This window comes from Nostoc sp. C057, assembly GCF_013393925.1.
Lineage (GTDB): Bacteria > Cyanobacteriota > Cyanobacteriia > Cyanobacteriales > Nostocaceae > Nostoc > Nostoc muscorum_A.
Genome location: NZ_CP040281.1, coordinates 860,397 through 886,214, shown reverse-complemented (window position 1 = coordinate 886,214; position 25,818 = coordinate 860,397). Strand labels below are relative to the sequence as shown.

Sequence of the window (25,818 nt, the reverse complement as noted above, 5' to 3'; positions counted from 1 at the left end):
CCCTTGCCCCCTGCCCCCTGCTCCCTGCCTCAATATGGATTTGAATCAATTCGTCCCCTTTTGACACTCCTGAGATAGTACCCAGAGGTTGGTCTGTTTCTTAAGTTAAAGGTGTCGCCACTGCGAACTCTCCAAATTTTGTAATTAGAAAAGGTCAAAGGCGTTCGGGGTTCGCATACTTCCGGTATGTGATTACCAAGTACAAAGTACGCTGCTCCCCTACCCATAACTTTCACCAAACCGTTTTTATCCACAAGAACTGATGTACTTTCGCTAACCGCTATACCTAAAACACTGCTAGATACACCATCCTTAATTTGACGAGCAATGAAAGCCATAATTCGGCCCATTCTTTCCCGCCTATCGAAGTGCGTATCTACGATAGTTCCTTTTAAATTACTCCAATTGAAAAAGTTGTAGGTAAAGGTGATATCCCGGTAAGGATCTTCAAGAGCGTCTCTAGTTTCAATGCCTTTTTCTGAAGAAGCGCAAGCATCATAGACACAATCACTTTGGATCATCGCACCCGCACTAGTGCCACCAACACCACCTCCCTTCAGGTAAACTGACTTAACGGCAGCCTCAAGCTTGGTATCTTTCCAATTGCGGATGTACTGGCATTGGTCGCCGCCAGCAAAAAAAATCACATCAGCATTTCTGACTTTTTCATAAATTTCAACTTTGTTTGCTTCTTGTCTATTGCGAATCAGAAGAGTTTCCACAGAGTTTACGCCCTTCATGGCAGAAATTAGCCGATTGTAATCGTGATTACCATTCGTGCGGAGAACTACAACATTAACCTTGGTTGCGGTGTTAGTACCTCCCCTAACTTGGTTAATCATCCACTGAATAGCATCATCAACATCGGGGCCACCCCCACCTAAGCTGAGGACTGGGCCAGCTAAGGTGGGGCGGACATCAGAGGAAGGAGACGTGGAGGGGCGGACATCAACAGTGTCACCCAGAAAGTAGCGTTTCCAGCTTGCAATAAAACGGGTTATTAGGAAGGTTCCCATCTTCAACAACTTGATTCCTGTACTTTTCAAGCGCCTTGCTATGCTTGGGAATGCCTTTGTCATACTAAGCGTCTGGAGCAAACTGCAATTATTGCTAGGCTGTTACGCACTTTAATTGCTTATTTATTCGTGAAATTCGTCCTTTGTCATTAGTCATTTATCAATTGTCTTTTGTCAATAACTAATGACAAATGACAGTTTTAACGAAAAAATGTGCAATTTAGACGCGTACTAGCTTAACTCTGGCACTAGAGAGGGTAGAATTTCCAGCGTACAGGGCTTGTACTGTTTTTTAACGCCATAACCCAGAGTAATTATTGATTCTCTATCCTAAGTAAGTTACTGCGTATTAAATTTAACATTTGTGATAAAAATCAGGCGTTACTGATTAGATAGATGAATCTTGGTATAGAGACGCGAAAGCATTACGGTACATTAACTTAGCCCAGTGCAATTTCGCGTCTCTACAAAAGTTTTGAAATCACTAAATACCGAAAATCTGTTTAAACTGTGACTTTTGAACCGTCAAATTTTGTGAAGGTGAAACCATTGAATATTTCGTTGTAACCCAGTCTCTCATCCCTGAGAAGGCTAATAGCAACCTCTTCTCCCAAAGCCAAACTAGCTGAACCATCCGAACGCCAATGAATACCACCGTGACCGCGACCAATTGCATAGTTAGTTGCCAGTTTATTCAACTCTCCACCCACAGTTAGGGGTGGGCCACTATAAGGAATTACTTTGGTGGGATCGTTGGGATCGGGCACTACTGGATCGGGGATAACAAAGTTTTCATCAAAAAATGCTTTCAATAGTGTGACATTAACGCCAGCATTAGCAGCTGCACCACCCGTATACGAGGAATGGGTTGGCGATCCTTCTGGATATGCTTGGGGCAATAGATAAGTGCCGAAGGTGCTAAAGGTCTGAGCCAAAGCTTTGGAATTAAAGACCTCAGAATTAATCGGATATTGGATTTTATTGACAATGTTGTTGTAAACTAGCCCACCGTAAGCTTCTGGGCGCAGAATGCGGTGTAAATAATACTTCTGCCAGTATGACGCTCTAATCACACGTGAACTACCCAAGTTAAGCAAAGCTTGTAAATGTCCTGCTGCAAAGGTTGCATTAGAACCAATTTGGGTATTCGATCTGACGTAGGGATTGCCCGGATTCAAAGGTGTACCGATGCTACCAAGAATCAAAGAGGCTCCAAGGTATGTAGGGCCGCCAATATGGGCATACTCACCTAAATCCCGAACTGTAGCTATGTAACGGTTTTTGGGGTCGTATTTAATAGACTTCCCAGAACTACCTCCATTTTGAATAGTCAACCATTCCTGAAAATCGAGTAGAAAATCATTACCAGGAAGAGCAGTACGAATCAATGGCGAAACAGACTGAGTTCCCCAAGGAATAGTCCGCAACAAAAATTGTGAGATGTAAGGGCCATCTAGTACCCCTGGTGGAATAACATATTTTGTAGTTATACCTGAAGTGTAAATATTGACGTAGTTGACGCTACCGCGAAATAGAGTCTGAGGGGTGACACGGCCATTTTGTTTTGGCCCTCGGAAGGCTGAAAGGTTGTTGAGGTCTTCAACGGCTGCCAAAACTTTTGGGTTGTCAGTGTTGTTTTGGAGCTTGGAAAGAGGTACATCTCGGAGTAAAGCTTGCCAGTAGAGTTCAACTGCTTCAGCAGCGCGTTCTGCACTAGCTAGAGCCGGTGGTGGTGGCACTGCTATCTGCGCTGCATTAATTCCTTCTAGACTAATTGCCAGGGGGCCTTGAGGATTGACCAGCTTTCTGCCGCCACCCAAGATGATATTTTCGTAATCATTTGGATTTTGGGTTGTCAGTGCTTTGGTCAAAGAGTTGTAAGCTTCCAACTTAACTTCGCCAAGTCCATTGTGTGGTAATCCCCTACTGTCAGAGCCGATTTTGTTGGCATAACGCTCCTCATCGCCGTTAGTCGGATGCGGCGGAATGGGAATACTTCGTTCAACTCTGGCTGCTTCAACACGGACTCGATAGGCTTTATCAACAAAACTGTTGTAGTCGAATGGTCGATTATACCGCCTGTTAATATCTTGAGCTTGTACAACATCTCCTCCTTTCTTTGAGGAGAAAGGTGAACCGAAAACTCCTGCAACGACGCTAGCAGCACTAAATAAACCAGCGCGGCCGAGAAACGAGCGTCTGCTGGCGTGACTACCAAAAAAACGTTTGCTATTTACACGGGGTTGTTTCAGTTTCTCTCTTTCGCTATTAGCGTGAGTATCTTGCTCGGAACCTTGATGAGAATTAGGATCTACTTGCATGAGATGTTCTCCACTGGCAAAAATATAGTCATGAGTGAATACATGAGCATCTGAAAGCTAGAACAACTAGCCATACATAAGACACCCAACTCCAGAGAAGCAGGGCAATTACACCAGATTTGGGATGAAATCTGTGGTTACTCTACTGGAAGGTAATTTGCATAGAAGATGATTCTCCTGAAAGTCATATAGACATTCAGTCCTGGTATGATGCCTTCATCAGATGGCTGTTATACTTCTGTATTTGTAATCAGTCTGATAGCATCTTTTCGGGGTTAAAGCACAGCTAAAACCACCGTTTACTTCTAGTTAAACCACTAAAATACGATAAATCTATCGACTTGCAGTACTTTATGGATGTTAAATCAGACTTTCTCACAATCGGTAATGAAAATCAAGAGTTTTTACAAGAAATTTAGCAATAGCGTGAAAGCCTTATAGGAACGCACGCACAGTGTTGTCTTTCGCGCAGGAGGCTGAGGAGAAACGTGACGCGGTGGGTTTATGATCAAGTATCAGAAGCGATCGCTGCTATCAAAACTACATTTAGCCTTTATTTGACTGTGGAAGTAAGCCCAACTCTGCATAAATTGGATACAAAACCTTTCTTATTTTCGGTAGTTGTCTACTAAATAAATATGCTCCTAAAATGCAACAAATCCCGCCAAATAATAAAGCATTGGTAACACCAAGATGACCTGCTAATACTCCAAAAAATAAATTGCCAAAAGGCAGGATTCCTAAAAAACCAGTTGTAAAGATGCTGGTTACTCTACCTCTTTTATCTTCATCAAGAAGAATGGATTGCATAAAGTTATTAAGAGAAGCCAGAGTGAGAGTATTATTCATACCTATAACAAACATAAATACTAGACAAACCTCTAAATTTGTTGATTGAGAAAATACGATTAAACCTAAACCGAGAATTGCGGCAGAATTTGCTATAACTCTTCCCAATCCGATGATATTTTTTCTGGAGATGAGATAAATACCTGAAACTATAGAACCAAGAGCCGAAGCTGTCATCAAAAAACCCATAGTTTCAGCATTCCCCTTCAAAACTTCTTGAGCAAAAATCGGGATTAAATTCACATGGGTCATCCCCATAAAGCAAATAACAATTTGTAAGATCAATAAATATTTAATTGGTAAAAAATCGTATGCATAAACAAAGCCTTCTTTGAGATTTTTCCAAATTTGGGGTTTTTGAGTTGATGAATTATTTATAATTGGGTTTACCTTGATAGTTAAAATTGCAGATATAAAGGGTAAATAGCTAATACTATCTACTAAAAAACAAGAAGCTGCACTAGATCGAGCAATAAGAAAACCTCCGATCATGGGACTAACAAACTTTGCTGTATTAATCAAGAATGAATGCGAAGCCATCGCACTATAAGTATCTGATTTTTGCTCCAAAAGTCTGGGAATAATTACCTGTCGTGCTGGTAAATCGAAAGCTTTTACTATTCCCTGAAGTGTGCCAACAACAATAATCCATGCAACATTGATGTTGTTGCTAAGAGTTAGAAAGGTCAGGGTAGAAGATAGCAAAATTGATACTAACTGAGTAGCTAGTAGAACATATCGTAAATTCCAGCGATCTAGCAATACTCCTACCAAAGGAGTAATAATCAAACCCATAGCTTGATTTGTAAATCCAGCTACACCAACTAATACAGCCGAATTAGTTAATTGATAAACTAGCCATACCAAAGCAATTTGAGTCATCCAAGACCCAAAAAAAGATAAACTTTCTCCGATAACAAAACAAGAAAAATTGACAGATTTAAGCGCAGGTGGAATTTCAAAATCAACAAATTTGAATTTGTTTTTTTTGAAGTTTCCTCTATTACTTGGTAGCATGATTGTTTCCCTATTTTGTCAAAATAGACTTCAATTGCAAATATGAACTAGTGGTTTGTAGCCAGGGCTAAAGGCTTTGAAATTTAGTCATTTATCGCTCACTACAAACGTTTTGTAATTTTTTTAAAACTTACGCAAACAATAGTCAAAACCCTCATTCTTTGGTAATGGCAATTCATCTAGGAGCAGAGCGGCTACTCTACGAGTTCTCCAACGGAGTACCCGCAGGGTATTTTGCGTAAGCCCTATTTTTGACGAATAGCAGACTTACATATCACCAGCCCTAAAATAATATTAGAAAAGCTTAATGTTAGCAAGACATAAATTTTGTATGCTTAGTATTGAAGCAAAAAAATAGAGGTATAGTCAATACTGCCGTATTAGATAATACTAGTATCTAGTATGCATAGGTATATTATCGGTATTGTCTTACATTAAATATACTTAACGCCGTGTGCAACTTTCTCTCAAACCTAACCCCCAACCCCTTCCCTACAAGGGAAGGGGAGCAAGAATCAAAGCCTCTCTCCCTGTGGGGGAGAGGTTTGGAGAGGGGTTCTAAAAATAAGTTGCACATTGCGTTACTTAAAATCATTGTATGTTTGTCTTTGAGAGGTTTTTGCCCCCCAATTTATCGGGGGGTTTGAGGGGATCTAAGACTTTGAAAACATGTCCTAGTCGCGATAAATCTAATTTTTTAGCAAAGTTTAAGAATTTTTAGGATCGAACCACTTATCATATAGCGATTGATAAGTGCCATTTTCTTTAAGATTCAGCAGAGCCTGATTAATTGGTTTGCGGTAGGGACTGTTATTAGGCAGAATGATTCCGTAGCTTTCTTCACGTAAGATACTGCCAACAATCTCTACCTTCCCTTTGCCTTCATTGGCAGCATAAAAGAGGAGTACAGGTGCATCAAACACCACAGCATCAGCTTTTTTTGTTTGCAGAGCATTGTAAGCTTCCTCAATTTTGGGGACTTCTAAAACTGAAATATGATGTTCTCGCAAGAATGTCGCCGCTGTGCTTCCCGCAGTTGTAGCCACTACCTTACCGGGTAAATCGTTTATACTCCTGATATCGCCCTGAAGTTGCTGCACAGTTAATGAAGTAGTCGCACTGGCTGTAAAGTAGGCGACAAAAAGGACTCCGATGAACATCCAGACTATAGCTATTAAACGTCCCAGCACTCCCTTGGGCATTTCATCGGCTTGAGTCGCTAATGTGGCTGCTGCCCACCAACAAGCTTTAAAAATGCCAGGAAAGTATGATTGAGAAATCATCCCTTCTTTGTGATTGCGCTCGGATAGCCAAATAATGTGGGCTGCTACAACAATTAGCACTAGGGCAATGCCTATTACCTGCAAGAGGCTAGTAGAGAAAAATAATTGCAAAATATTTGGAAAAGCACTGTTTTTACTCTCTAGGTTGCGTACCATAATTTGCAGCCCACCAGCAAAAATGGGTAATGAGAAATCAAAATTTTGCTCGCGTTCGGCTGTAATAGAGATAGCTGCAATTCCCAAGTTGACTTTGTTGTCCTTAATAGCAGAAATCACTTCTGGCACACTGGAATATTCAATAAATTTAGACTCTATACCTATTTGGGTAGCGATGCTGCGCCAGAGATCGATACTGAATCCTGATAGCTCACCTTTGTTTGATAACACAAAGGGCGGTATAACTCGTGTAGCTACTAATAACGGTTGTTGGAGTTTTAGGGATTGTTGGGGTTCCGGTTTTTGGGCCAGTCCTGGGGATGCGATTAACAACAATGCCAAAATTGCACTTACTAATCCTATGCAGGTATACAGCGCTATGGAACGCCTAGTTTTGTTTTTGTGGTTATGTCTGTCAAAATAACCTGTCGGGCTTTTTCTTCCAGTTATAAGTTGGCGAAATTTAGTAGCGATCGCATTTATCATCAGAATTATCTTGAGGTTGTATGCAAAGCATATTTATGATGCCCACCCCAGATTAAATATCACATTCATGATCCCCCTAAAACAGATTTTTTTAAATTTAGGGGGATGAATATGGCTAAAGCTAAATTCAAGTCGTACTACAATTTGATGGTAACGGTCTTAACTTCGGTATATTGCTGCAAGCCATATTCGCCTAGTTCTCGCCCAATACCAGATTGCTTAAATCCACCAAAGGGTGCAGCAGCATCAAATACGTCGTAGCAATTTACCCATACAGTACCAGCCCGGAGATTGTTAGCGATCGCATGGGCTTTGGTGATATCCTGAGTCCACACTGCGGCGGCGAGTCCGTACATGGTGGCATTCGCCCGTTGAATGACTTCATCAATATCTTTGAACTTGATGATGCTCATCACTGGCCCAAAAATTTCCTCTTGGGCAATCTTCATGTCATCGCGGACACCAGCAAAGACTGTGGGTGCAATAAAATAACCTTTGTCGCCAACTTGATTACCACCACATAGCATCTCGGCCCCTTCGCGCATTCCAGATTCGATATAGCTCATTACCCGATCGAATTGGTCTTTGTCTACCTGCGGCCCTTGTTCTGTTTTGGCATCGAAAGGATTACCGACAACCCGCGCTCTTGCTCTTTCTACAGTTCTAGCAACGAACTCGTCATAACATTTTTCTTCGACAAACAGCCGCGAACCAGCACAGCAGCATTGCCCTTGGTTAAAGAATATGGCATCGTGGGAACCTGCGTAGACGCAGCCCCGGCGGTTGGGCCGTATCCTGATAAGATGTTCACCACACCAGGCGGAAAACCAGCCTCAATAATCAACTCGCCTACCCGCAGCGCTGATAATGGTGTTTGTTCTGCTGTTTTGAGAACTACTGTATTACCAGTTGCTAAAGCTGGTGCTAACTTCCAAGCCTGCATTAACAGGGGAAAATTCCACGGGATAATTTGACCAACGACACCCACAGGTTCATGGCGAGTGTAGCAGAAGTATGGCCCGTTAATCGGAATAGTTTTACCTTGTACTTTGTCAGCCCAACCTGCATAGTAACGGTAGCAGGCAATGACTAAACTCAAGTCACCGAATGAATCTTGTAATGGCTTACCGTTGTCGAGAGTTTCTAGCCGCGCCAACTCATCGATATTCTGCTCAATTAAATCAGCTAACTTGTAAAGTAACTCGCCGCGACGGGCGGCAGATATCTTTCTCCATTCTCCATTAATGAAAGCGTTGCGGGCTGCTTGTACTGCTTTATCTACATCTGGGGCATCTGCTTCTGAGACTTCACAGATTACCTCACCTGTAGTTGGGTTGATTGTTTCAAATCGGCGTAGGCGTAGCCCGTCGTAGACATCGCTGACACTATTTACTCATTCATTGTTAATCAGCAGCCGAGTTTGACCAATTTTGACCTGTTCTCCTGGTACTGTTGCTGTAACCATCAGGCCCTCCTTAAGCTATAAAACAATTTGCTTTAATCTACCTATTATGTTTCTAGCTGTACAGCACCCTAGGTAGATTTGTTTATTAGCCGCCTATTGTAGCATAGTAGTAAGAGGTTGAGACCATTACATTGTGTTTTTGTTTTATTCACTGATCTAACTTGCCTTGGCAACACAAACCTCTATGTTTTGAGTTCCGCTTTGAGCGTACAGTTAGAATTACATTTGCTTGATTTTTCTCTCACGTGCGCTTTTTAGCCTTAGCAAAGTGAGCAACATGAATGTAGACGATTTTAGTCGGCAAATAGAGATATTGCGCTCACGGGTGATGAAATTATTGCAAAGCACTGCAAGTGAGGGGTATTCGCAACAAGAGCTAACAACAGAAGCTTTTGCAGAACTTCAAATCGCCTTAGAAGAAATGAAAATCGCCTCTGAGGAACTACAAGCAACACGAATTGCAGTAGAGAAGGAGCGTCAGCGCTACCAAGAATTATTTGATTTTGCGCCTGATGGTTACTTGGTAACTGATACTTATGGGACTATCCTTGAAGCTAACCAGACCGCTACTATCTTACTTAATATCTCCCAGCGATTTTTGATTCGGAAACCGTTGCTTAGTTTTATCGGACAGTCGGATCATCAAGCTTTTTTTTATTACCTAACTCAGTTGCAGCATCTCGACCGAGGTGGAGAATGGGAAGTGTGTTTGCAACCACGGGAAAAACTTTGTTTTGATGTTGCTTTGACAGTAGTTACCGTCCGTAATCAGTTGGGTAAGCCAGTTGCTCTGCGCTGGCTAATGCGCGATATTAGCAAGCGTAGGCGTTTAGAGTCGGAGCGTGAGCAGTTATTTTGCCGTGAGCAAGCTGCCCGAATTGCAGCCGAAGCTGCACAAAGGCGCTCTAATTTTTTGGCTGAAGCAAGCCATGTACTAGCATCTTCCTTAGACTACCGCAATACCCTAACAACCGTCGCCCAATTAGCAGTGCCTACCCTCGCAGATTGGTGCATTGTGGATGTCGTTGAAAATAATTCGGCAGCTTTCAATAATCCAGTCATCGCTGCATCTGACCCACAGAAAGAAGCACTAGTTCGAAAACTCCGACAACGCTATCCAATTTCTATTGATGCAGATTATGGACTACCAAAGGTTTTACGGACTGGTAAGCCGGAACTGGTTACAAACATTCTTGAGTCTTCGTTACAAAGAAAAGCATGGAACGATGAATACCTTAATTTACTGCAAGTTAAGTCTTATATGGTTGTGCCATTGCAGGTGCGTCAACACAAGCTAGGAACAATTGTATTTGCTTCTACACAATTAGGGCGCTATTACACTACTGTAGACCTAGCAATGGCTGAAGAACTTGCTCAACGCGCAGCGTCCGCCATTGAAAATGCACAGCTTTATTGGCAAGCTCAGGAAGCTAACCGCATTAAGGACGAATTTTTAGCAATTGTCTCTCACGAACTTCGTACACCTCTCAACTCGATGCTGGGTTGGGTTCAAATAATTCGTCATCGAAAATTGGATGAGGCAATTACTTCTAAGGCGCTGGTGACAATCGAGCGAAATGCAAAACTTCAGAGCAAACTGATTGATGATATCCTCGATATTTCACGCATTGTACAAGGTAAAATCCGCCTAAATCTCCGTAAAGTTGATCTTGTAATTGTAATTAAGACGGCGATTGAAGCTATATATCCCACATCTGAGATTAAAGATATTCAAGTTGAGTCTAACCTTGACTCGTCAGTCGGTGAGGTTATAGGTGATGCAGAACGCCTCCAACAAGTAATCTGGAATTTGCTCTCTAACGCCGTCAAGTTCACACCTAGCGGGGGCCGAGTTGAAGTGTGTCTGAAGCAGGTAAACTCAAATGCTCAGATTTCTGTCTCTGACACAGGTAAGGGAATTAGTGCTGACTTTCTACCTTATATATTTGAGCGCTTCCGTCAAGCTGATAGCACAACTACTAGAGTAGACGGTGGTTTGGGGCTAGGGCTGGCAATTGTACGCCACTTAGTAGAAATACACTCTGGCACAGTTTATGCAGCTAGTGAAGGGGAAGGACGGGGAGCAACATTTACAGTCCTGTTACCTCTAATAGAACCGCAATCAGAGGAGTTAATTAAAGATAGTCAAGTAAAAGTCAATAATCTCTTAGCGCTCGATGGGTTGCAAATACTCCTTGTAGACGATAGTGCCGATACTTGTGAGTTAATTGCTTTTGTTCTTGAAGAGTCAGGAGCGCAGGTGACATCGGTTAGCTCAGTAGGTGAAGCTTTGGAAGCGTTAATTCGATTAAGACCAAAGGTTTTAGTCAGTGATATCGGAATGCCAGACGAGGATGGTTATTCGCTGATTCGCCAAGTTCGCGCGCAAGAAGCCCTTTGTGGAGAGAAGATTCTGGCTGTAGCACTGACGGCTTATGCTAGAGATGAAGAACGCAACCTAGCTCTGGAAGCTGGATTTGAAGTTCATCTATCTAAGCCCATCGAGCCAGATAAGTTGGTGAAAGTAGTGGCGAACCTAGTTAAAAGCAGCAAAGAAGTTTAACGCATAAGTCTGAAAGTTGTTTAATCAGCAATTTCATGGACGTAGCTATTTGTAAACATCGCTGAAGTAACAAACGCGAAAGCATAGCCCGCAGTATAAATTATCTGCAAAAGTAAAAGACCAGAGAAACATAAATGTCTCTCTAGCCTACGGTACGCATAAATCATATTTAATGATTTAAAATAATGCCTGTAATAATATTTAAGATATTTATATAACCGCGAAGTTGTTACTTCTGCCGTCTCTGTGTTTCATATTCACAGAATAAGTTTTTTGAACCAGGTTTTGCTTCACCCGATCAGAGTAATTATTGATTACCCAGATGGTTCACCCGATTGGGGGAAGACAATAAGCAACGATCAACTCAGATTGATAAGATGAAGAAAAAGTAAAGATTTTTGCTATGACTATTTTTGATATTGGTTCTCCCCTAATTGCGATCGCCCAAAAAACCCGCAAAGCTGCAAGTAAACTGGCGATTCTCTCCACTGAGGCAAAAAATCAAGCAATTATTGCGATCGCGCAAGCTTTAGAATCAGCTAAAGATGAAATTTTACAAGCAAATATTGCTGATTGTGAAGCTGCTAATGCCGAAGGAATTCCTAAACCGCTTTATAAGCGCTTGCAGTTGGATGAACATAAATTAAGAGATGCGATCGCTGGAGTACAAGATGTCGGTAAGCTAGACGATCCAGTTGGTAAAGTGCAGATTCACCGCGAACTTGACACTGGCTTAATTCTCAAACGAATTACTTGTCCTTTAGGTGTTTTGGGGATTATTTTTGAAGCACGTCCAGAGGCGGCGATTCAAATTGCTTCCTTAGCAATCAAATCTGGGAATGGTGTGATTCTCAAATGTGGGAAGGAAGCGGTGCGTTCTTGTGAAGCGATAGTTAAGGCAATTAAGCAAGGATTGTCACATACTGCTGTTAACCCAGATGCGGTACAGTTGCTGACAACTAGAGAAGAAACTTTAGAACTTTTGAAATTAGATAAATATGTGGATTTAATTATCCCTAGAGGTTCTAATTCATTTGTCAGATTTGTACAGGAAAATACACGCATTCCGGTACTAGGTCACGCTGACGGTATTTGTCATCTTTATATAGATAAAGCCGCCGATCTTTCTAAAGCAATTCCGATTACCGTCGATGCTAAAGCGCAATATCCTGCTGTTTGTAATGCCATTGAAACTTTGTTAGTTCACCAATCAATTGCTACAGAGTTTTTACCAAAAGCTGCTGAAGCTTTGCAAGAACGTCATGTAGAATTGAGAGGTGATAAACGCACCTTGAAAATTTTACCTAACATTGTAGCTGCAACAGAAACCGACTGGGAAACAGAATATAGCGATTATATTTTGTCGATCAAGATTGTAGACTCTATAGAAGATGCGATCGCTCATATTAACGAATATGGTTCTCGTCATACCGATGCGATTATTACTGAAGATTCAACATCTGTTGAAACTTTCTTTGGACTAGTAAATTCAGCCAACATATTCCACAATTGTTCTACCCGCTTTGCTGATGGCTTCCGCTATGGTTTCGGCGCAGAAGTAGGGATTAGTACGCAACAAATGCCTCCCCGCGGCCCCGTTGGTTTAGAAGGATTGGTGACATATAAATATCAAATGGTTGGCGATGGTCATATTGTAGCTACTTACACTGGCGCGAATGCTAAGGCTTTTACTCATCAGGATTTTTAGATGAGTTTTTAATGCAATAAGTGCAAAAACAAATCATTTGTATTTGGCGAGTTTGAAGTACTATTAAAGCCTTCTTTCTGCAAAGAAAGAGGCTTTCTATATATAGCGGTTCTCGAATGTAAGCAATATACTTTCACCTCTCTCCAAACCTCTCTCCTAAAAGGAGAGAGGCTTTGAATTTTACTCCCCTTACCTTGTAGGGAAGGGGCTGGGGGTTAGGTCTGTATTGCACTCAACTGAGAAGCGCTATAAATAATTCCACTAATTTTTCATGATTATCGGTAAAAACACAACAATTGTGTAGCATCAAGTGGATTGTTATACAGGCAATCAAAGCGAGTAAAATTGTATTTTCGTGAAATCTCATCAAAAGTTTTTTGAGTTTCAGGAAAATCACTTGAAGAAATATGATTTGATAACATTAAATACTCTTGGGAAGTAATTAAAGACCAGTCTTTTTGTACATTATCTAAGTAACATCTAAGATATGTTTCTCGATCTTCTCCTTCTTTACGAACAACATCAATGAGAATAAAAACACCGTTAGATGTGAGGAGATGCTTAAGCTGACTAATAATCGAGTCCTTTTCTTGAAGGCTTAAATGATGGAGAACAAAAGAGCTTAAAATTACATCGAAGCTATTTTGCTGACTTGACATCAATTCAGGAACAAATTGGGAAATATTTCCTTGGGTAAAGGTTGTGTCGCATTGAATTTTTGCCATGTTATCCTTAGCAATCTCTAGCGCAGGTATAGATAAGTCTATCCCTTGGTAGGAAGTAATCGTGCTATTTAACAAAGCTTGAGAAGTAAAGCTAGCATCGCCGCATCCCAAATCAAGCATCTTAAAGGGTTGTTGAAAGTGTCCAAGGAGCAACTCGCGCAGTGTAGAGTAAATTTCACGGTGTCCCATGTAATTGTTATCGAGTATTTTTTGGTAAAGTTTCCACTGCTCGTTAAAAAACTCTTGAGGCGGGAAAAGTTCTTCCTCGCTACTTTTAGAAAGCTTTATATCTAACATTTTACTTATTTCCTTAGCATTTATAGTTGATAGGGTTTCGTAAAAAACCACAATATTTTCATATTATCCACTAAGTTGCTATCTAGTACGTTGTTGCTCATAGCATTTTCTAGGTCAACGACTGAAGAACCTTAACTTTAAACTAATGCTTTGAGTAACGCCTGAAGCTTAAGTTGTACCTCTGCAAATTCTTTCTCAGGATCAGATCCCGCAACAATACCAGCACCAGCATACAATCTTGCGCGATCGCCATCAATCAATGCTGAACGAATTCCCACAATAAACTCACAGTTCCCCTGAGAATCTATCCAACCCAGAGGCGCAGCATACAAACCTCTCTCAAAGCTTTCGTAACGGCGAATTTCGGCACAAGCTACATCTTGTGATGCACCCGCAACGGCTGGCGTAGGATGCAATTGTCCGACAATCTTTAATGGATGGATGTTAGTAGGAACTATCGCACTTATAGGTGTCCATAAATGCTGGATGTTAGATAATTGTCGTAGGCGAGGCGCTAATATCTGAGGTGATAAACCTAGCTGAGATAGACGTTGAGTTATAAAATTAAGTACTAGTGAGTGTTCATGCTTTTCTTTTTCACTATTTAGTAAGCGATTGGCATTAGCTGCATCTTCAGCAGGGGTTTTACCTCGTGGTGCAGAACCAGCTAAAGCATCAGTAATTAACTGTTGACTATTAATACTAATTAATCTTTCTGGACTTGCACCAATAAAATTTTGACCTTTACCATTACTTGTAGAAAAAATATAACAATTAGGATGATTTTGTCTAAGATTATTTAATGATTTAACTAGGCTAAATTGGTTGCTTGACTTTACATCTAATATATCTGCTAATACAATTTTGCTTAAATGACTAGACCTAATTTTTTCTAAAGCAGATACTACTGAACGTTTAAATTGAGTAGCATTCGTGACAGATTTTTTATATAAGGCTGCTGGGAAGCAATCAATATTAGCAGAGTAATATTCTAAAGATTGGATAAATTCAATTTTATTTTGCAGATTCTCCAACAACCTTTGAATATTTGCATTTTCATTAATAATTATATTTGTTACTAATATACAACGCTGATTTTTCACAGCTACTTGCCAACGTGGAAGAAAAATGGTAGCAGATGGAAATGGATAATCTACTTGGGCATTTTTATCAAAAAAGCTGAAATAAGAAAAAAAGTGAGGCCCCGAAAAAGGTTGATTAACGTTACCAAAATTAATTATATTTTTTAGACAAGATTTGATAAAATATTCAGCTTGAGTAAAACGATCTGCACCATCAATCTGTAATTTTGCTACAGAATCAATTGCTGCGATCGCTTCTCCTTTAGCTCTGTCCTCAAAGTAAAAATTTATTTCATTTGCTTGTGTAAGTTGATCCAATACAAGTAAAGGATCAACTAAATCGATCTCTTGAGAGATACTGACAATTTGCTTGCCATTATTTTGGAGGCACTTTTCTTGGACTGATAGCAGAAATTGATATAAATCTTTGCGCTCTACAAACAAGTTGCTACGACATGGTGAAACTGTCATGGATCTATAGTAAATTTTTTTTAAGTTAACTTCCTAAAGTGTAATTAATCGTGGTCGTATTTTTACAGGTAACATATTAAGTTGCCATTTCACCAGCGTAGGATTTGCTTTGTTCATGGTGTTCCTAGACCATGATAAGACAGTTTCAGCCTAAGACTGCAATGTGAGAGTGAGTGTTAACAACACAAGGCTAACAAGCCATAGTAAAAGTGACAATTGTTTGTATATCACCCATATCTAGGGTCTCTTTAAATCATAAAATCTAAAGTGTGAGTAATATTCCGGTAATTTAATTAATCACAACTGATGACTACCAAGCAAATTTTATATCCCAACACTAAGTTATGGATGGCAGCGATTAAACCGCCCATGTATAGCGTTGCCATTATGCCCATTTGGGTAGGAACAGCAGTCGCATTTGCCGAAACTAAAATGTTTAATGGTGCAGTATTTTCTACTTTTGTAGCTGCGGCAATTTTAATTCTTGCCTGGGAAAATATCAGTAATGATGTCTTTGATTCTGAAACAGGTATCGATCAAAATAAGCACCATTCTCTAGTGAATTTAACTAGCAATAAGCCATTAATATTTTGGATAGGAAATTTGTGTTTAGGTTTGGGGTTGCTGGGCATACTAGCGATCGCCTTTTGGCAACATGACCTAACTGTCATCGCCATCATTCTACTATGCTGTGGTTTGGGATATATGTACCAAGGGCCTCCCTTTCGCTTAGGATATCAGGGTTTAGGCGAGATTCTTTGCTTTTTTGCTTTTGGCCCTTTAGCAGTGGAGGCAGCCTATTACAGCCAAACGCAAACTTGGTCAATGACAAGTTTAGCAGTTTCAGTGATTGTTGGGATTGCCACAACCCTAATTTTGTTTTGCTCACATTTTCACCAAGTTAAGGATGATATAGCCGCAGGTAAGCGATCGCCTATCGTCCGTCTCGGAACCCAAAAAGGGGCCCAAGTCCTAGTTTGGTTTACTGCTAGCATTTATCCCCTCACCTTGCTGTTTGTGCTATTGGGGATTTCTCCAGCTTGGACGTTGCTGAGTTGGGTGAGTTTACCCTTCGCTGTCAAATTATGCCGCCATGTCCAAGAAAATCACAACCAGCCTGACAAAGTTAGTAACTGTAAATTCATCGCCGTAGCCGTGCATTTCTGGGCTTGCTTGCTGCTAGGGTTGGGATTTATGCTTTAGCAATTACTAATTGATGCGTTATCAATTTAAATTTCGTTCATATCAGCGAAGATTTTTGCGATCGCTTACCACCAATCATGGTAAGTGGGATATTCGTGAAGGTATTATTCTCCGTCTCACCGATGAATCAGGTAAACTCGGTTGGGGAGAAATTGCCCCCATTAGCTGGTTTGGTTCCGAAACCCTAGAACAAGCCTTAGATTTTTGTCGCCAACTCCCAGAAGAAATCACAGACGAGATAATTTTCTCTATTCCAGATAAGTTACCTGCTTGTCAATTTGGCTTTGAGTCAGCGTGGGAGCAGGGGAGCAGGGGAGCAGGGGAGCAGGGGAGCAAGGGAGCAGAGGAGGAAAATTTAAATTTATCCTCGGCACTTCACTCCTTGCGCTATAGCGGTTTATTACCATCTGGGAAAGCGGCTTTAAATCAATGGAAAACTCTATGGCAGAAGGGATATCGCACGTTTAAGTGGAAAATTGGTGTGGATGCGATCGCTGATGAACTAAAAATTTTTGAGTCACTCATACACACCTTACCAGCCTTTACCAAACTGCGATTAGATGCCAACGGTGGACTCACCTATGAAGAAGCTAACTTATGGCTGCGGACTTGCGACAATCTCAAAGCAAATCCAGAACTACCCCTAGAAATTGAATTTATCGAACAACCGCTACCCATTGAGCAATTTCAGGGAATGTTGGAATTGAGTACGAGTTATGAAACTGCGATCGCTTTAGATGAATCTGTCGCCACACTTGGACAACTCGCCGCCTGTTATCAACAAGGTTGGCGAGGGATTTTTGTGATCAAGCCTGGGATCGTTGGATCGCCATCTCGTCTGAGAAAGTTTTGCCACCAGCATGAAATTGATACTGTATTTTCGTCAGTGTTTGAAACTGCGATCGCTAGACTTGCAGCACTCCAGCTAGCAGCCGAATTATCCCGAAATAATAGGGCAATTGGTTTTGGCATAGACCATTTTTTTGAACAAGAAGAAACGTGGTTTCAAAGTTTATGCAACAGCCTTTAGACTGTCTTAATAACCTAACTCATGATGATTGGCTTATCGGTTACAACAGCCGCAAATTTAATCAAATAGCTCAAGAATTATATTTAGAACTAATACAACTCTCAGCGTGTGGAACACCACCAAAAATTATCTTAGCCGAACGCGAACCACTAAGATTTTTAGCAAGTTTTATAGCTGCTTGTGCAGCTAATTGTCCAGTTTTTCTTTGTAACCCCGATTGGGGAACACAAGAATGGCAACAAGTCTTTGATTTAGTACAGCCAGACATCATTTGGGGAGAACTACTCGACTCTCCCACTCCCCTACTCCCAAGTACAGACACGATTAATCTCGTCTCTCCCCATTTTTTACTCTCTCACTCAGCACTGATTCTGATTCCCACAGGTGGTTCATCAGGACAAATTAAATTTGCCATCCACACTTGGGAAACTCTCATCTCATCGGTAAAAGGATTTACAGAATACTTTCAAATCAAACAAGTCAATTCATTTTGCGTGTTACCGCTACATCACGTTAGCGGATTAATGCAATTTCTGCGTTCTTTCACCACCAGAGGTAAACTAGCTATTCAACCATTTAAAGCAGTAGAATCCGGTCAAATATTAAATATTAAACAATCAGAATTTTTCATATCTTTAGTACCAACACAGTTACAACGCCTCCTGCAAAATCCAGAATTAACTGAATGGCTATCCCAATTTAATACTGTACTTTTGGGAGGTGCGCCAGCATGGAACGAACTACTAGAAAAATCCAGATTTCACCGCATCCGATTAGCACCTACCTATGGTATGACAGAAACCGCCTCTCAAATTGCTACCCTCAAACCGGATGATTTTCTGAGAGGTAAAATTAGCAGTGGTCAGATTCTTCCCCATGCAAAAGTAACTATTCGCAATCAGCAAGGCGAGATTTTAAATTCCAATCAAATTGGAAGTATTAACATTCATGCTAAATCTTTAGCCCTTGGTTACTATCCTAAAACCAGAGAAAATCAAACTGATTTCCAAGTAGATGATTTAGGCTTTTTAGACGACCAAGGTCATTTAAATATAGTTGGACGTAACAGCGACAAAATTATTACAGGTGGAGAAAATATTTATCCAGCAGAAATTGAATCAGCTATACAATCGACTCAAATGGTTGCCGATGTCTATGTCATTGGCATTCCAGATAAACACTGGGGACAAGCTTTAACAGCGATTTACATTCCCAAAAAATCAGATACCTCTGCCTTAAAAATCCAAACTCTACTCAAAGACAAACTCAGCAAATTTAAAATCCCTAAATATTGGATTCCCCAGCAAAACTTACCCCGTAACTCTCAAGGTAAAATTAACCGCCAAAAATTACAACAAATAGCCACAGAATTCCTCCAAAATTCCATCACATAATCTCTCTCGACCTTCTTCTCTCTGCGTCCTCTGCGTCTCTGCGGTTCGTCTCCAACCACTGAACTATCTCATCAGGTAATTCCTGCTTACTTCTACTACTCACATCAATACAAACATGGCGAGTAATAGCCTTAGCAACTACCACCTCAGCCACAGCAATTTCATAAGTAATTTCAAACTTCTCAACACCTATTTTTTGGGGTATTAAACTAATCAGTAACTTGTCCCCACCAAACATAGGGCGCAAAAAATCGACACTAGCATGAACAATGGGAAAAGCTACAGAAGGATTAGTAAAAAAATCTTTGAAATTAATACTTGATGCTTCTAAAGATTCTTCATAAGCTTCATGGCAAATACCCAAAACATTAGCAAAATAAACTACTCCAGCAGCATCAGTATCTTGAAAGCGAACCGTGCGGTTATAAGTAAAAGGCATTTTTGACAATTGAATATTAAAAAACAGCAGGTTTATTCCCTGCTTTATAAACTAATTTTATTGCAACTAAGATAAGTCAGTGATAAAAATTTAATTTCCCCAATTCTGAGTTTGTATCGATTTGTTTAGCCTCATTCAATGCTTTGGGGTTGAATATATTGTGAGGAAAGGCGATCGCTTCTACATTGACTCCAACGGCGGAACCTCGAAGTCATTAAACGAGCAAACATTGTAAGACGAAGCGGCTAAAGCCTTCACCAGCTTGCCGTCGAGAGTCAGCAAAGTAGCACCTACCTGCTGTGAAAGCGCGATATAAGAGCCATCGTAGGCGGAGATTTCATAATTTAATGCGATCGCAACTGCATCCGCCATCAAATCAGCCGTTGAGACAACACGCAAAGGGAAAGCTTTCAGACTAGCTAAATTCCCTTGAATCAGAGAAACATCGTAACTACCTGCACGAGCATACTTCCATAAAACGTTTGCACACTCAATGTAAAACAGGTCAGGTACAAAGATTTCTGTCTGGGGATAGGCAAGGTGAGCAAACAGTTGATTAACCTTGGCTGTTAGCGGATCAGGAATAAATTGCTTAACGGACACACTGGCATCCACGACGCACCTAAAAGGAATTGTCATCTGTCCCGATCTTCTCTAATCATGGCAGTGCTGTCAGGCCATTCGATATCAGTTGGTAGCTTTTCACGGCGAAGACGGATTTCCTCTAAAAGTTTTGGGACATTCTTTCGTCTTTCTTCTTCTGTTTGCTGTGCTTCAGTTTTTAAAGCTTGTTCTAACAGAGTTATGACTTGGGCGTTAATGGAACGGTGTTCAGATGCCGCTAACTCTTGCAATTTTGCATACAAATCATCGGGTAAATTTCTTACATAAAGGGTAGCCATCGCTTTACCTCAAAGTAGAATTTATCAAAATGATAGCATAATGCAAGCATGGAGTGAGAGGAGCGATCGCACTTGTTAAGTCATATTTTCGCTTTAATATTTTCTATGTAAAATCCTATTTAATTACGCTAAAAATATACCACGCTACCAAATCCACAAATTAGGCATTTTTGCTGAGGTTGTTGCCACTCTTAGGGGATGAAGCTGGAGAAAATAAGTTTTTATTGTAAAAACCTATGTCAATTGTAGATTTTCTCGTTTCCGTAAATGGTGTGGCTCAATTATGGGCTGCTGATGGACAATTTTTAGGTGTTTTATCAAGTAATCTATACGACCAAAACTCTATTAGTAATCCTCATGGTATCTACGGTGGTTCCTATGGTATATACAGCATTCGGAATTCCTATGGATTATATGGTAGTCAATATGGCCTGTACAGTCCTTACAATATTTACTGCCTCAATCCTCCTATCGTTTTGTACCAAGGTCAACCAGTATTGATAGTTACAAGAAATTCTTATGTTTTGAGTAACAATTTACCTGTGGTTGATCCAGAATTACTGCTAGATGTATATACACCACAAATCACCAACTCCATACCAACATTTAACCCTCATATAGGATTAAGTCAGACTATTTTTGATATGTTTAAATAACTAATTACTTTGTTTTGTAAAACAAAGGTAAACACGAACGCCAGCCTTCCATCTTCACTCATTCATGAAAAACTCAACGGAGAAGGAAAAGCTTGATCGTTCACTCTGACAGTCCAAATTTTTTCCGCACTTCTTCTACAGAAATAACATTACTAGCTTTGCTATCCGCTAGTCCAGCTTCAACGGTTTGCCGAACATAAATTTGGTACATCAAATCATCCCATGTGGAATTTTCTGGCAATTTGTCAATCAATTTCCGGGCTTCTTCTTTAATGTTGAGGTTTTTCATCAGTAATTAACCAAATACTGTTTGTGCATCAATTTGGATATATCCGTAGATGCAAAACAGATGTGGCACTTGATAACAAAATTTATGCAACGGAGAGGGGGAGATTCGAACTCCCGGAGGTTTTAGCCTCATCCGATTTCAAGTCGGACGCAATCGACCACTCTGCCACCTCTCCAGTAAATCTGTCAAACTTGTGCTGATCCTAGTTTCAGACGCTATTCAGGCGCTTTTGTTGGTTAGCACTAAACTTGACAGATCATACTATACCCTATTATCTACGCAGATTGCACTACTGGATGCGAATGTCTACGACACAATACGCGATCGCTCGTACAAAATTTCCTCTGAAGCCACCTGAAAGTCATTCCCCACCCAAATAAGGGAAACTTGCGAAACCACACCCGCCTCTAGGGTGACAATGGAAAAATTACGCAACTTCTCGCCGTCATTTTCCACAATCCTGGGGACACTTGCCGCATTTAAGTAAATTGTCCCCTCTGGACTTCTAAAGATGGGCTTGCGTTGCACCTTCTTGGTATGGCGTAAATCTCGGTGCATGTGACCAAATGTCACCAGAGGAATGGTTTTACCAGCAGTCAAGGCATGAGAAATCGCCTCGCCAAAGTCTGGATCGCCAAAGTCGCCGCCAATTGGATGCCAGTCTTTGCCGCAGGGGTCTTCGGGGCGATCGCCTAACCCACTAGGCCCATTGTGACCCAAAAATATAATTGTCTCGTAGGCGGCGCTTTTGATCGCTTTCACGATGCGATCGGCGGATTCTTCCAAACTCGTCACACCGTAACGTTCTTTACAGATTTCCGCGAATTTCCACTCTGGGCCACCCCAGGTAAAGGGACGACCCCCCACTACAGTTAAATTCCAAGCGGGAAAATCCAACTTACCGTAACCGACATGGGACGGGCCTAATAAATCGAGTTGTTCCTGTACCCAGTCTTCCTTAGAGCGGTCATAAGGAGCCTTTTTGCGTCCCCATTCAGTGGCGGTGTACCAGGCATCGTGGTTGCCCATCACGGCTGCTTTGGGAATATCGAGAGATGCGATCGCTCTGACCACTTCCACCGATTCATTGCCAAAATCCCCGACAAACAGCACTAAGTCAACACCCAAATGCTTGAGTGCAACGCCATCTTCCACTTCCCATTGGTCGTGAATATCTCCAACTACAGCAATTTTGAGGTTTATCGATTGAGTTTTCTGACTGGTCATGCCACTTTCCTTGCCGTCTATCTCCAGGATATGAAACTCAGCCCGATTTGGACACAACCCCAAAATATCAACCGTCCACTATTTTTGGTAAAAACTACTATAATTGAATCCACAGGACATACATTTGCAACATAAAGCACCCCTAAACTGTGTTTACTACTGCACTAGCTCAACGAGAAAAAACCCAACTGGGTGAACTACCACTAGATTTGTTTGCCGCCATTGAGAGTCTCAAAAAAGAACTCAACGCAGTTATCCTGGCACATTATTATCAAGAGCCAGATATTCAGGATATTGCCGACTTTATTGGGGATTCATTACAACTAGCGAAAGCCGCAGAAAAAACCAATGCGGATGTAATTGTCTTTGCTGGTGTTCACTTCATGGCAGAAACAGCAAAGATCCTTAATCCCGATAAATTAGTACTTTTACCAGATTTGAATGCTGGTTGTTCTTTAGCCGACAGTTGTCCAGCAGACGAATTTGCAGCTTTTAAAGCAGCACATCCGAATCATTTGGTGGTGTCTTACATCAACTGTTCTGCTGATATCAAGGCGATGAGCGATATTATTTGCACCAGTTCCAACGCTGTGAAAATTGTGCAGCAGATACCGAAGGAACAGCCGATTATTTTTGCCCCCGATCGCAATTTGGGGCGGTACGTCATGGAACAGACTGGACGAGATTTGGTGTTATGGCAAGGTAGCTGTGTTGTCCATGAAACCTTTTCGGAAAAGAAAATTGTCCAGTTAAAAATTGCCCACCCCGAAGCAGAGGCGATCGCACACCCAGAATGTGAAAGTAGTGTATTGCGCCACGCCAGCTTTATTGGCTCCACAGCCGCTTTACTCAAGTATTGTCAAAGCAGCCCCACCAAGGAATTTATCGTTGCGACAGAGCCGGGAATCATTCACCAAATGCAAAAATTAGCTCCTGACAAGCACTTCATTCCTGCACCGCCGATGAATAACTGTGCTTGTAACGAATGTCCGTTTATGCGGTTAAACACCCTAGAAAAGCTCTACTGGGCAATGAAAAATCGCACACCCGAAATTACCATGTCAGAGGATATTCGGCTGGCTGCACTGCGACCAATGCAACGAATGCTGGAGATGAGCGTGTAACCAGTATTTTTTATCCATAAGGTAGAGACGCAGTTTTGTTGCGATCTCTACCTAAAAGTTATTTTTTCTAACCACTTGCTAATTATAAAAGGTGGTGCTAAGATTTTAAATCGTGAGACAAATCGGGTCGGTGTCCGAGTGGTTAATGGAGACGGACTGTAAATCCGTTGGCTAGCGCCTACGCTGGTTCAAATCCAGCCCGGCCCACCACTTACGAAGTTATAAGTTATAATGTCTGGGTAAGCATCAAAACTCCCAGCATTTAACTTCTAGCTGAAAAATCGGAATTATGTTTCGCCCGTGTGGCTCAGTGGTAGAGCACACCCTTGGTAAGGGTGAGGTCACGAGTTCAATCCTCGTCACGGGCTTTTTCAAGAGATACTTAGCAGTCCTAAAACATCCTAGATTGTCCTAAACGTGTCTTAATCATAAGATAATCTAACGATGGTTTGGTAGAGATATCTCAAATTTTTAACTTAGGGGTAGACCTGTAAAACTTCTAGGTGTCCTTAGATTCCCTTGCTGGCGTGGGTAAATCGAAATATTTCCCAGGCTATCGAAACATTTCGACAAAGGATTAATCCAGGTGGTCTTGGTACTGATTAACAATGTCTTGGGAGTCATCCTGATAAACCTGTTTAGTCTTGGCGCGGTTGGATGGCTTAATCCTTCTCTGACCAGTTTGGGATTGTCGGGCTTCTAAAACCTGTAACAGTCTTATTTGCTGTTTAGTTGTCAGTTGATGAAATATCTCTTTCTGCTTGGCATTCATTGTGAACTTGGCAGGTTGTTTGTTAATCATTGTTTTGTTCCTCCGGTCGGTTCGCTCATTTCACAAATAGAATAGCCAAATAACAGCCTGAAAGTGTAGTCTGCAAAGGTGCTCACTAATAATTGAGGCGGCTAGATAACAGTTGCAAAACACTACATCAGAGCGAGTAGATGATCTTCCAGTGATCATTCATTAGTTGTTACAAATGCAGATCCAGTTTCTGCTAGACCTTGAATTACCAATGTACTGTCGTTTCACATAATCAGTCGTATTCCCTTTTTTCTTATCACCTATTTCATCAACAATTAGTATTATTGGGCGACCTTGAAGTATATGTAATATTAATTCTAATCTTTGCCTTCTTAATTTTTTTATATCCCAAGGTGATTCTGTTAAAAAATGGTGTAATACTTGATGATTATTTAGTCCTACAATTTTCGCTATTTCTGGTAGAGTTTTACGTTTTACATCAGAAAGACATCCTATATGTAGGTACTTAAAAGATTCAAAACTTCTAACTTCTGGGAATAGGTTTTGATACAACTGGCAATATTCATCCACAAATTTGACTGTGGGCACGGGTGGGCGAGGCTCAACCATACTCTCTGTCTCAGTTTTTGCAATCGCACTTAATTATACTTTAGCGAGAGTGATAAAAAAGGGTTAATGGTTGAGGCAAGAGTTGTGAGGACAGCGTACCAATACAAGCTACGACCAACAACAAAACAAGCCATTGAGATAGACAGATGGCTGTCTATGTTATGCGCTCAATATAATTTCTTGTTGGCTGATAGATTTGATTGGTATGAGCGCAATCGTTCATCAATTAATGCCTGTCCTCTTATCTGCCATATACCAGAATTGCGGAATAACCCAGACTTATTATTCACAAAATAAAACGCTACTAAATCTCAAAAAAACTCATCCTTGGTACGGTGAAATTTACTCGCAGGTGCTACAGGATATAGTTAAGCGAGTGAAAGTGACGTTTGACCGTTTTTTAAAAGGTGATAGCAACGGAAAACGAAGTAGACGACCTCGGTTTAAATCTCGTGAATTTTGGTAATTGCAGTCAATCCATCGGGTACGTCACAAGATTGTTCCAGTTGTGGGGTAAAAGTTTCTAAAAAGCTGTATGAAAGATGGCACTTGTGTCTGTGTGGGTGCAGTCTTAATCGTGACCATAACGCGGTAGTAAATATAAAGAATAGAGCCGACGGACATGCGATTCTTAAAGCTCAACGCCTCCTAAGCAATAGCCGGATTGGTTGAGAAGCCCACACTGAAATTGGAGTACCAATTTCAGTGTGCGGAGTGTGTCACTGTTCACGGATTTTGTTTGT

At 41.0% G+C, this 25,818-nt stretch carries 21 protein-coding genes, 3 tRNA genes and 2 pseudogenes; 10 read left to right on the top strand and 16 right to left on the bottom strand.

What is annotated here, in order from left to right; all coding sequences use genetic code 11:
• Window positions 1–29 precede the first annotated feature (29 nt).
• The 6 genes from FD724_RS03680 to FD724_RS41675 all read right to left on the bottom strand — a co-directional run bounded on the left by FD724_RS03680 (window position 30) and on the right by FD724_RS41675 (window position 8,443).
• A complete protein-coding gene (locus FD724_RS03680) occupies window positions 30–1,079 on the bottom strand; it encodes a cyanophycinase (protein ID WP_175586902.1) in 1,050 nt (349 codons plus the stop codon).
• Window positions 1,080–1,519: 440 nt separating this feature from the next.
• Window positions 1,520–3,337 (bottom strand): vanadium-dependent haloperoxidase, encoded by a 1,818-nt coding sequence (locus tag FD724_RS03675; RefSeq protein ID WP_179071615.1) that lies wholly within the window; start codon window positions 3,335–3,337, stop codon window positions 1,520–1,522.
• A 546-nt stretch (window positions 3,338–3,883) separates the two neighbouring features.
• Window positions 3,884–5,203 (bottom strand): MFS transporter, encoded by a 1,320-nt coding sequence (locus FD724_RS03670; protein ID WP_179071614.1) that lies wholly within the window; start codon window positions 5,201–5,203, stop codon window positions 3,884–3,886.
• A gap of 707 nt (window positions 5,204–5,910) precedes the next feature.
• The gene (locus tag FD724_RS03665; RefSeq protein ID WP_179071613.1) at window positions 5,911–7,128 is read right to left on the bottom strand and encodes a transporter substrate-binding domain-containing protein; all 1,218 of its coding nucleotides are present in this window, start codon (window positions 7,126–7,128) and stop codon (window positions 5,911–5,913) included.
• Between the two features lie 137 nt (window positions 7,129–7,265).
• Window positions 7,266–7,832, bottom strand: coding sequence for an aldehyde dehydrogenase family protein (locus FD724_RS41680; RefSeq protein WP_306297094.1), 567 nt, complete (start codon window positions 7,830–7,832; stop codon window positions 7,266–7,268).
• The gene (locus FD724_RS41675) at window positions 7,784–8,443 is read right to left on the bottom strand and encodes an aldehyde dehydrogenase family protein (protein WP_306297093.1); all 660 of its coding nucleotides are present in this window, start codon (window positions 8,441–8,443) and stop codon (window positions 7,784–7,786) included. The genes FD724_RS41680 and FD724_RS41675 overlap by 49 nt, the downstream gene beginning before the upstream one ends.
• 427 nt (window positions 8,444–8,870) lie before the next feature.
• On the opposite strand from FD724_RS41675, the gene FD724_RS03655 reads away from it, so the two are divergent.
• The gene (locus tag FD724_RS03655) at window positions 8,871–11,156 is read left to right on the top strand and encodes an ATP-binding protein (RefSeq protein WP_179071612.1); all 2,286 of its coding nucleotides are present in this window, start codon (window positions 8,871–8,873) and stop codon (window positions 11,154–11,156) included.
• Window positions 11,157–11,559: 403 nt separating this feature from the next.
• Complete coding sequence (locus FD724_RS03650; protein WP_179071611.1) at window positions 11,560–12,864, top strand: glutamate-5-semialdehyde dehydrogenase; 1,305 nt, start codon at window positions 11,560–11,562, stop codon at window positions 12,862–12,864.
• A 275-nt stretch (window positions 12,865–13,139) separates the two neighbouring features.
• Here FD724_RS03650 and FD724_RS03645 read toward each other — a convergent pair whose 3' ends face one another.
• Together FD724_RS03645 and FD724_RS03640 are read right to left on the bottom strand one after the other, a co-directional pair.
• On the bottom strand, window positions 13,140–13,937 hold the full coding sequence (locus tag FD724_RS03645) for a class I SAM-dependent methyltransferase (RefSeq protein WP_256874441.1): 798 nt from the start codon (window positions 13,935–13,937) through the stop codon (window positions 13,140–13,142).
• Window positions 13,938–14,023: 86 nt separating this feature from the next.
• Window positions 14,024–15,439, bottom strand: coding sequence for an isochorismate synthase MenF (locus FD724_RS03640; RefSeq protein ID WP_179071610.1), 1,416 nt, complete (start codon window positions 15,437–15,439; stop codon window positions 14,024–14,026).
• Window positions 15,440–15,745: 306 nt separating this feature from the next.
• Here FD724_RS03640 and menA point away from each other — a divergent pair, with 306 nt between their 5' ends.
• Genes menA through FD724_RS03625 form a run of 3 tightly spaced genes read left to right on the top strand, consistent with a single transcriptional unit; the run spans window position 15,746 to window position 19,066 of the window.
• On the top strand, window positions 15,746–16,642 hold the full coding sequence (menA, locus tag FD724_RS03635; protein ID WP_179071609.1) for a 2-carboxy-1,4-naphthoquinone phytyltransferase: 897 nt from the start codon (window positions 15,746–15,748) through the stop codon (window positions 16,640–16,642).
• Between the two features lie 13 nt (window positions 16,643–16,655).
• Window positions 16,656–17,672 carry an o-succinylbenzoate synthase gene (locus FD724_RS03630; protein WP_179071608.1) on the top strand — a complete coding sequence of 339 codons (1,017 nt, stop codon included), beginning with the start codon at window positions 16,656–16,658 and terminating at the stop codon, window positions 17,670–17,672.
• Entirely contained in the window at window positions 17,657–19,066 is a 1,410-nt protein-coding gene (locus FD724_RS03625) for a 2-succinylbenzoate--CoA ligase (protein WP_179071607.1), read from the top strand. The genes FD724_RS03630 and FD724_RS03625 overlap by 16 nt, the downstream gene beginning before the upstream one ends.
• Here FD724_RS03625 and FD724_RS03620 read toward each other — a convergent pair.
• The 3 genes from FD724_RS03620 to FD724_RS03610 all read right to left on the bottom strand — a co-directional run bounded on the left by FD724_RS03620 (window position 19,059) and on the right by FD724_RS03610 (window position 20,407).
• A complete protein-coding gene (locus FD724_RS03620; RefSeq protein ID WP_114084793.1) occupies window positions 19,059–19,505 on the bottom strand; it encodes a thioesterase family protein in 447 nt (148 codons plus the stop codon). The two genes, FD724_RS03625 and FD724_RS03620, sit on opposite strands and share 8 nt — an antisense overlap.
• 180 nt (window positions 19,506–19,685) lie before the next feature.
• Window positions 19,686–20,144 carry a type II toxin-antitoxin system VapC family toxin gene (locus tag FD724_RS03615; RefSeq protein ID WP_179071606.1) on the bottom strand — a complete coding sequence of 153 codons (459 nt, stop codon included), beginning with the start codon at window positions 20,142–20,144 and terminating at the stop codon, window positions 19,686–19,688.
• Window positions 20,141–20,407 carry an Arc family DNA-binding protein gene (locus FD724_RS03610; RefSeq protein ID WP_094330234.1) on the bottom strand — a complete coding sequence of 89 codons (267 nt, stop codon included), beginning with the start codon at window positions 20,405–20,407 and terminating at the stop codon, window positions 20,141–20,143. Before FD724_RS03610 ends, FD724_RS03615 begins: the two co-directional genes overlap by 4 nt.
• A gap of 236 nt (window positions 20,408–20,643) precedes the next feature.
• Between FD724_RS03610 and FD724_RS03605 the strand changes: the two genes are divergently transcribed.
• Window positions 20,644–21,063, top strand: a complete 420-nt coding sequence (locus FD724_RS03605; RefSeq protein WP_179071605.1) for a hypothetical protein — start codon at window positions 20,644–20,646, stop codon at window positions 21,061–21,063.
• Window positions 21,064–21,163: 100 nt separating this feature from the next.
• Here FD724_RS03605 and FD724_RS03600 read toward each other — a convergent pair whose 3' ends face one another.
• From FD724_RS03600 to FD724_RS03590, 3 genes are all read right to left on the bottom strand, one after another.
• Window positions 21,164–21,352, bottom strand: a complete 189-nt coding sequence (locus tag FD724_RS03600; protein WP_179071604.1) for a hypothetical protein — start codon at window positions 21,350–21,352, stop codon at window positions 21,164–21,166.
• 90 nt (window positions 21,353–21,442) lie between these two features.
• Window positions 21,443–21,527 (bottom strand) — tRNA-Ser (locus FD724_RS03595).
• A gap of 131 nt (window positions 21,528–21,658) precedes the next feature.
• Window positions 21,659–22,579 (bottom strand): TIGR04168 family protein, encoded by a 921-nt coding sequence (locus FD724_RS03590; protein WP_179071603.1) that lies wholly within the window; start codon window positions 22,577–22,579, stop codon window positions 21,659–21,661.
• 149 nt (window positions 22,580–22,728) lie between these two features.
• Between FD724_RS03590 and nadA the strand changes: the two genes are divergently transcribed.
• From nadA to FD724_RS03575, 3 genes are all read left to right on the top strand, one after another.
• Window positions 22,729–23,703, top strand: a complete 975-nt coding sequence (gene nadA, locus FD724_RS03585) for a quinolinate synthase NadA (RefSeq protein ID WP_179071602.1) — start codon at window positions 22,729–22,731, stop codon at window positions 23,701–23,703.
• 124 nt (window positions 23,704–23,827) lie between these two features.
• A tRNA-Tyr gene (locus FD724_RS03580) sits at window positions 23,828–23,913 on the top strand.
• A gap of 86 nt (window positions 23,914–23,999) precedes the next feature.
• Window positions 24,000–24,071: transfer RNA gene (locus tag FD724_RS03575), tRNA-Thr, on the top strand.
• A 209-nt stretch (window positions 24,072–24,280) separates the two neighbouring features.
• Here the strand turns inward: FD724_RS03575 and FD724_RS03570 are convergent.
• Together FD724_RS03570 and FD724_RS03565 are read right to left on the bottom strand one after the other, a co-directional pair.
• The gene (locus FD724_RS03570; RefSeq protein WP_179071601.1) at window positions 24,281–24,505 is read right to left on the bottom strand and encodes a hypothetical protein; all 225 of its coding nucleotides are present in this window, start codon (window positions 24,503–24,505) and stop codon (window positions 24,281–24,283) included.
• Between the two features lie 180 nt (window positions 24,506–24,685).
• Window positions 24,686–25,075 (bottom strand): annotated as a pseudogene (locus tag FD724_RS03565) (transposase); the annotation flags it as partial.
• Window positions 25,076–25,159: 84 nt separating this feature from the next.
• On the opposite strand from FD724_RS03565, the pseudogene FD724_RS03560 reads away from it, so the two are divergent.
• Window positions 25,160–25,747, top strand: a pseudogene (locus FD724_RS03560) (zinc ribbon domain-containing protein).
• The last annotated feature ends 71 nt before the right edge of the window (window positions 25,748–25,818 follow it).

Excerpts from the sequence above, each read along its gene's own strand:
- FD724_RS03680 (WP_175586902.1), bottom strand. The coding sequence starts at position 1,079 with ATGACAAAGGCATTCCCAAGCATAGCAAGGCGCTTGAAAAGTACAGGA.
- FD724_RS03675 (WP_179071615.1), bottom strand. The coding sequence starts at position 3,337 with ATGCAAGTAGATCCTAATTCTCATCAAGGTTCCGAGCAAGATACTCAC.
- FD724_RS03670 (WP_179071614.1), bottom strand. The coding sequence starts at position 5,203 with ATGCTACCAAGTAATAGAGGAAACTTCAAAAAAAACAAATTCAAATTT.
- FD724_RS03665 (WP_179071613.1), bottom strand. The coding sequence starts at position 7,128 with ATGATAAATGCGATCGCTACTAAATTTCGCCAACTTATAACTGGAAGA.
- FD724_RS03655 (WP_179071612.1), top strand. The coding sequence starts at position 8,871 with ATGAATGTAGACGATTTTAGTCGGCAAATAGAGATATTGCGCTCACGG.
- FD724_RS03650 (WP_179071611.1), top strand. The coding sequence starts at position 11,560 with ATGACTATTTTTGATATTGGTTCTCCCCTAATTGCGATCGCCCAAAAA.
- FD724_RS03640 (WP_179071610.1), bottom strand. The coding sequence starts at position 15,439 with ATGACAGTTTCACCATGTCGTAGCAACTTGTTTGTAGAGCGCAAAGAT.
- menA (WP_179071609.1), top strand. The coding sequence starts at position 15,746 with ATGACTACCAAGCAAATTTTATATCCCAACACTAAGTTATGGATGGCA.
- FD724_RS03630 (WP_179071608.1), top strand. The coding sequence starts at position 16,656 with ATGCGTTATCAATTTAAATTTCGTTCATATCAGCGAAGATTTTTGCGA.
- FD724_RS03625 (WP_179071607.1), top strand. The coding sequence starts at position 17,657 with ATGCAACAGCCTTTAGACTGTCTTAATAACCTAACTCATGATGATTGG.
- FD724_RS03620 (WP_114084793.1), bottom strand. The coding sequence starts at position 19,505 with ATGCCTTTTACTTATAACCGCACGGTTCGCTTTCAAGATACTGATGCT.
- FD724_RS03615 (WP_179071606.1), bottom strand. The coding sequence starts at position 20,144 with ATGACAATTCCTTTTAGGTGCGTCGTGGATGCCAGTGTGTCCGTTAAG.
- FD724_RS03610 (WP_094330234.1), bottom strand. The coding sequence starts at position 20,407 with ATGGCTACCCTTTATGTAAGAAATTTACCCGATGATTTGTATGCAAAA.
- FD724_RS03605 (WP_179071605.1), top strand. The coding sequence starts at position 20,644 with ATGTCAATTGTAGATTTTCTCGTTTCCGTAAATGGTGTGGCTCAATTA.
- FD724_RS03600 (WP_179071604.1), bottom strand. The coding sequence starts at position 21,352 with ATGAAAAACCTCAACATTAAAGAAGAAGCCCGGAAATTGATTGACAAA.
- FD724_RS03590 (WP_179071603.1), bottom strand. The coding sequence starts at position 22,579 with ATGACCAGTCAGAAAACTCAATCGATAAACCTCAAAATTGCTGTAGTT.
- FD724_RS03570 (WP_179071601.1), bottom strand. The coding sequence starts at position 24,505 with ATGATTAACAAACAACCTGCCAAGTTCACAATGAATGCCAAGCAGAAA.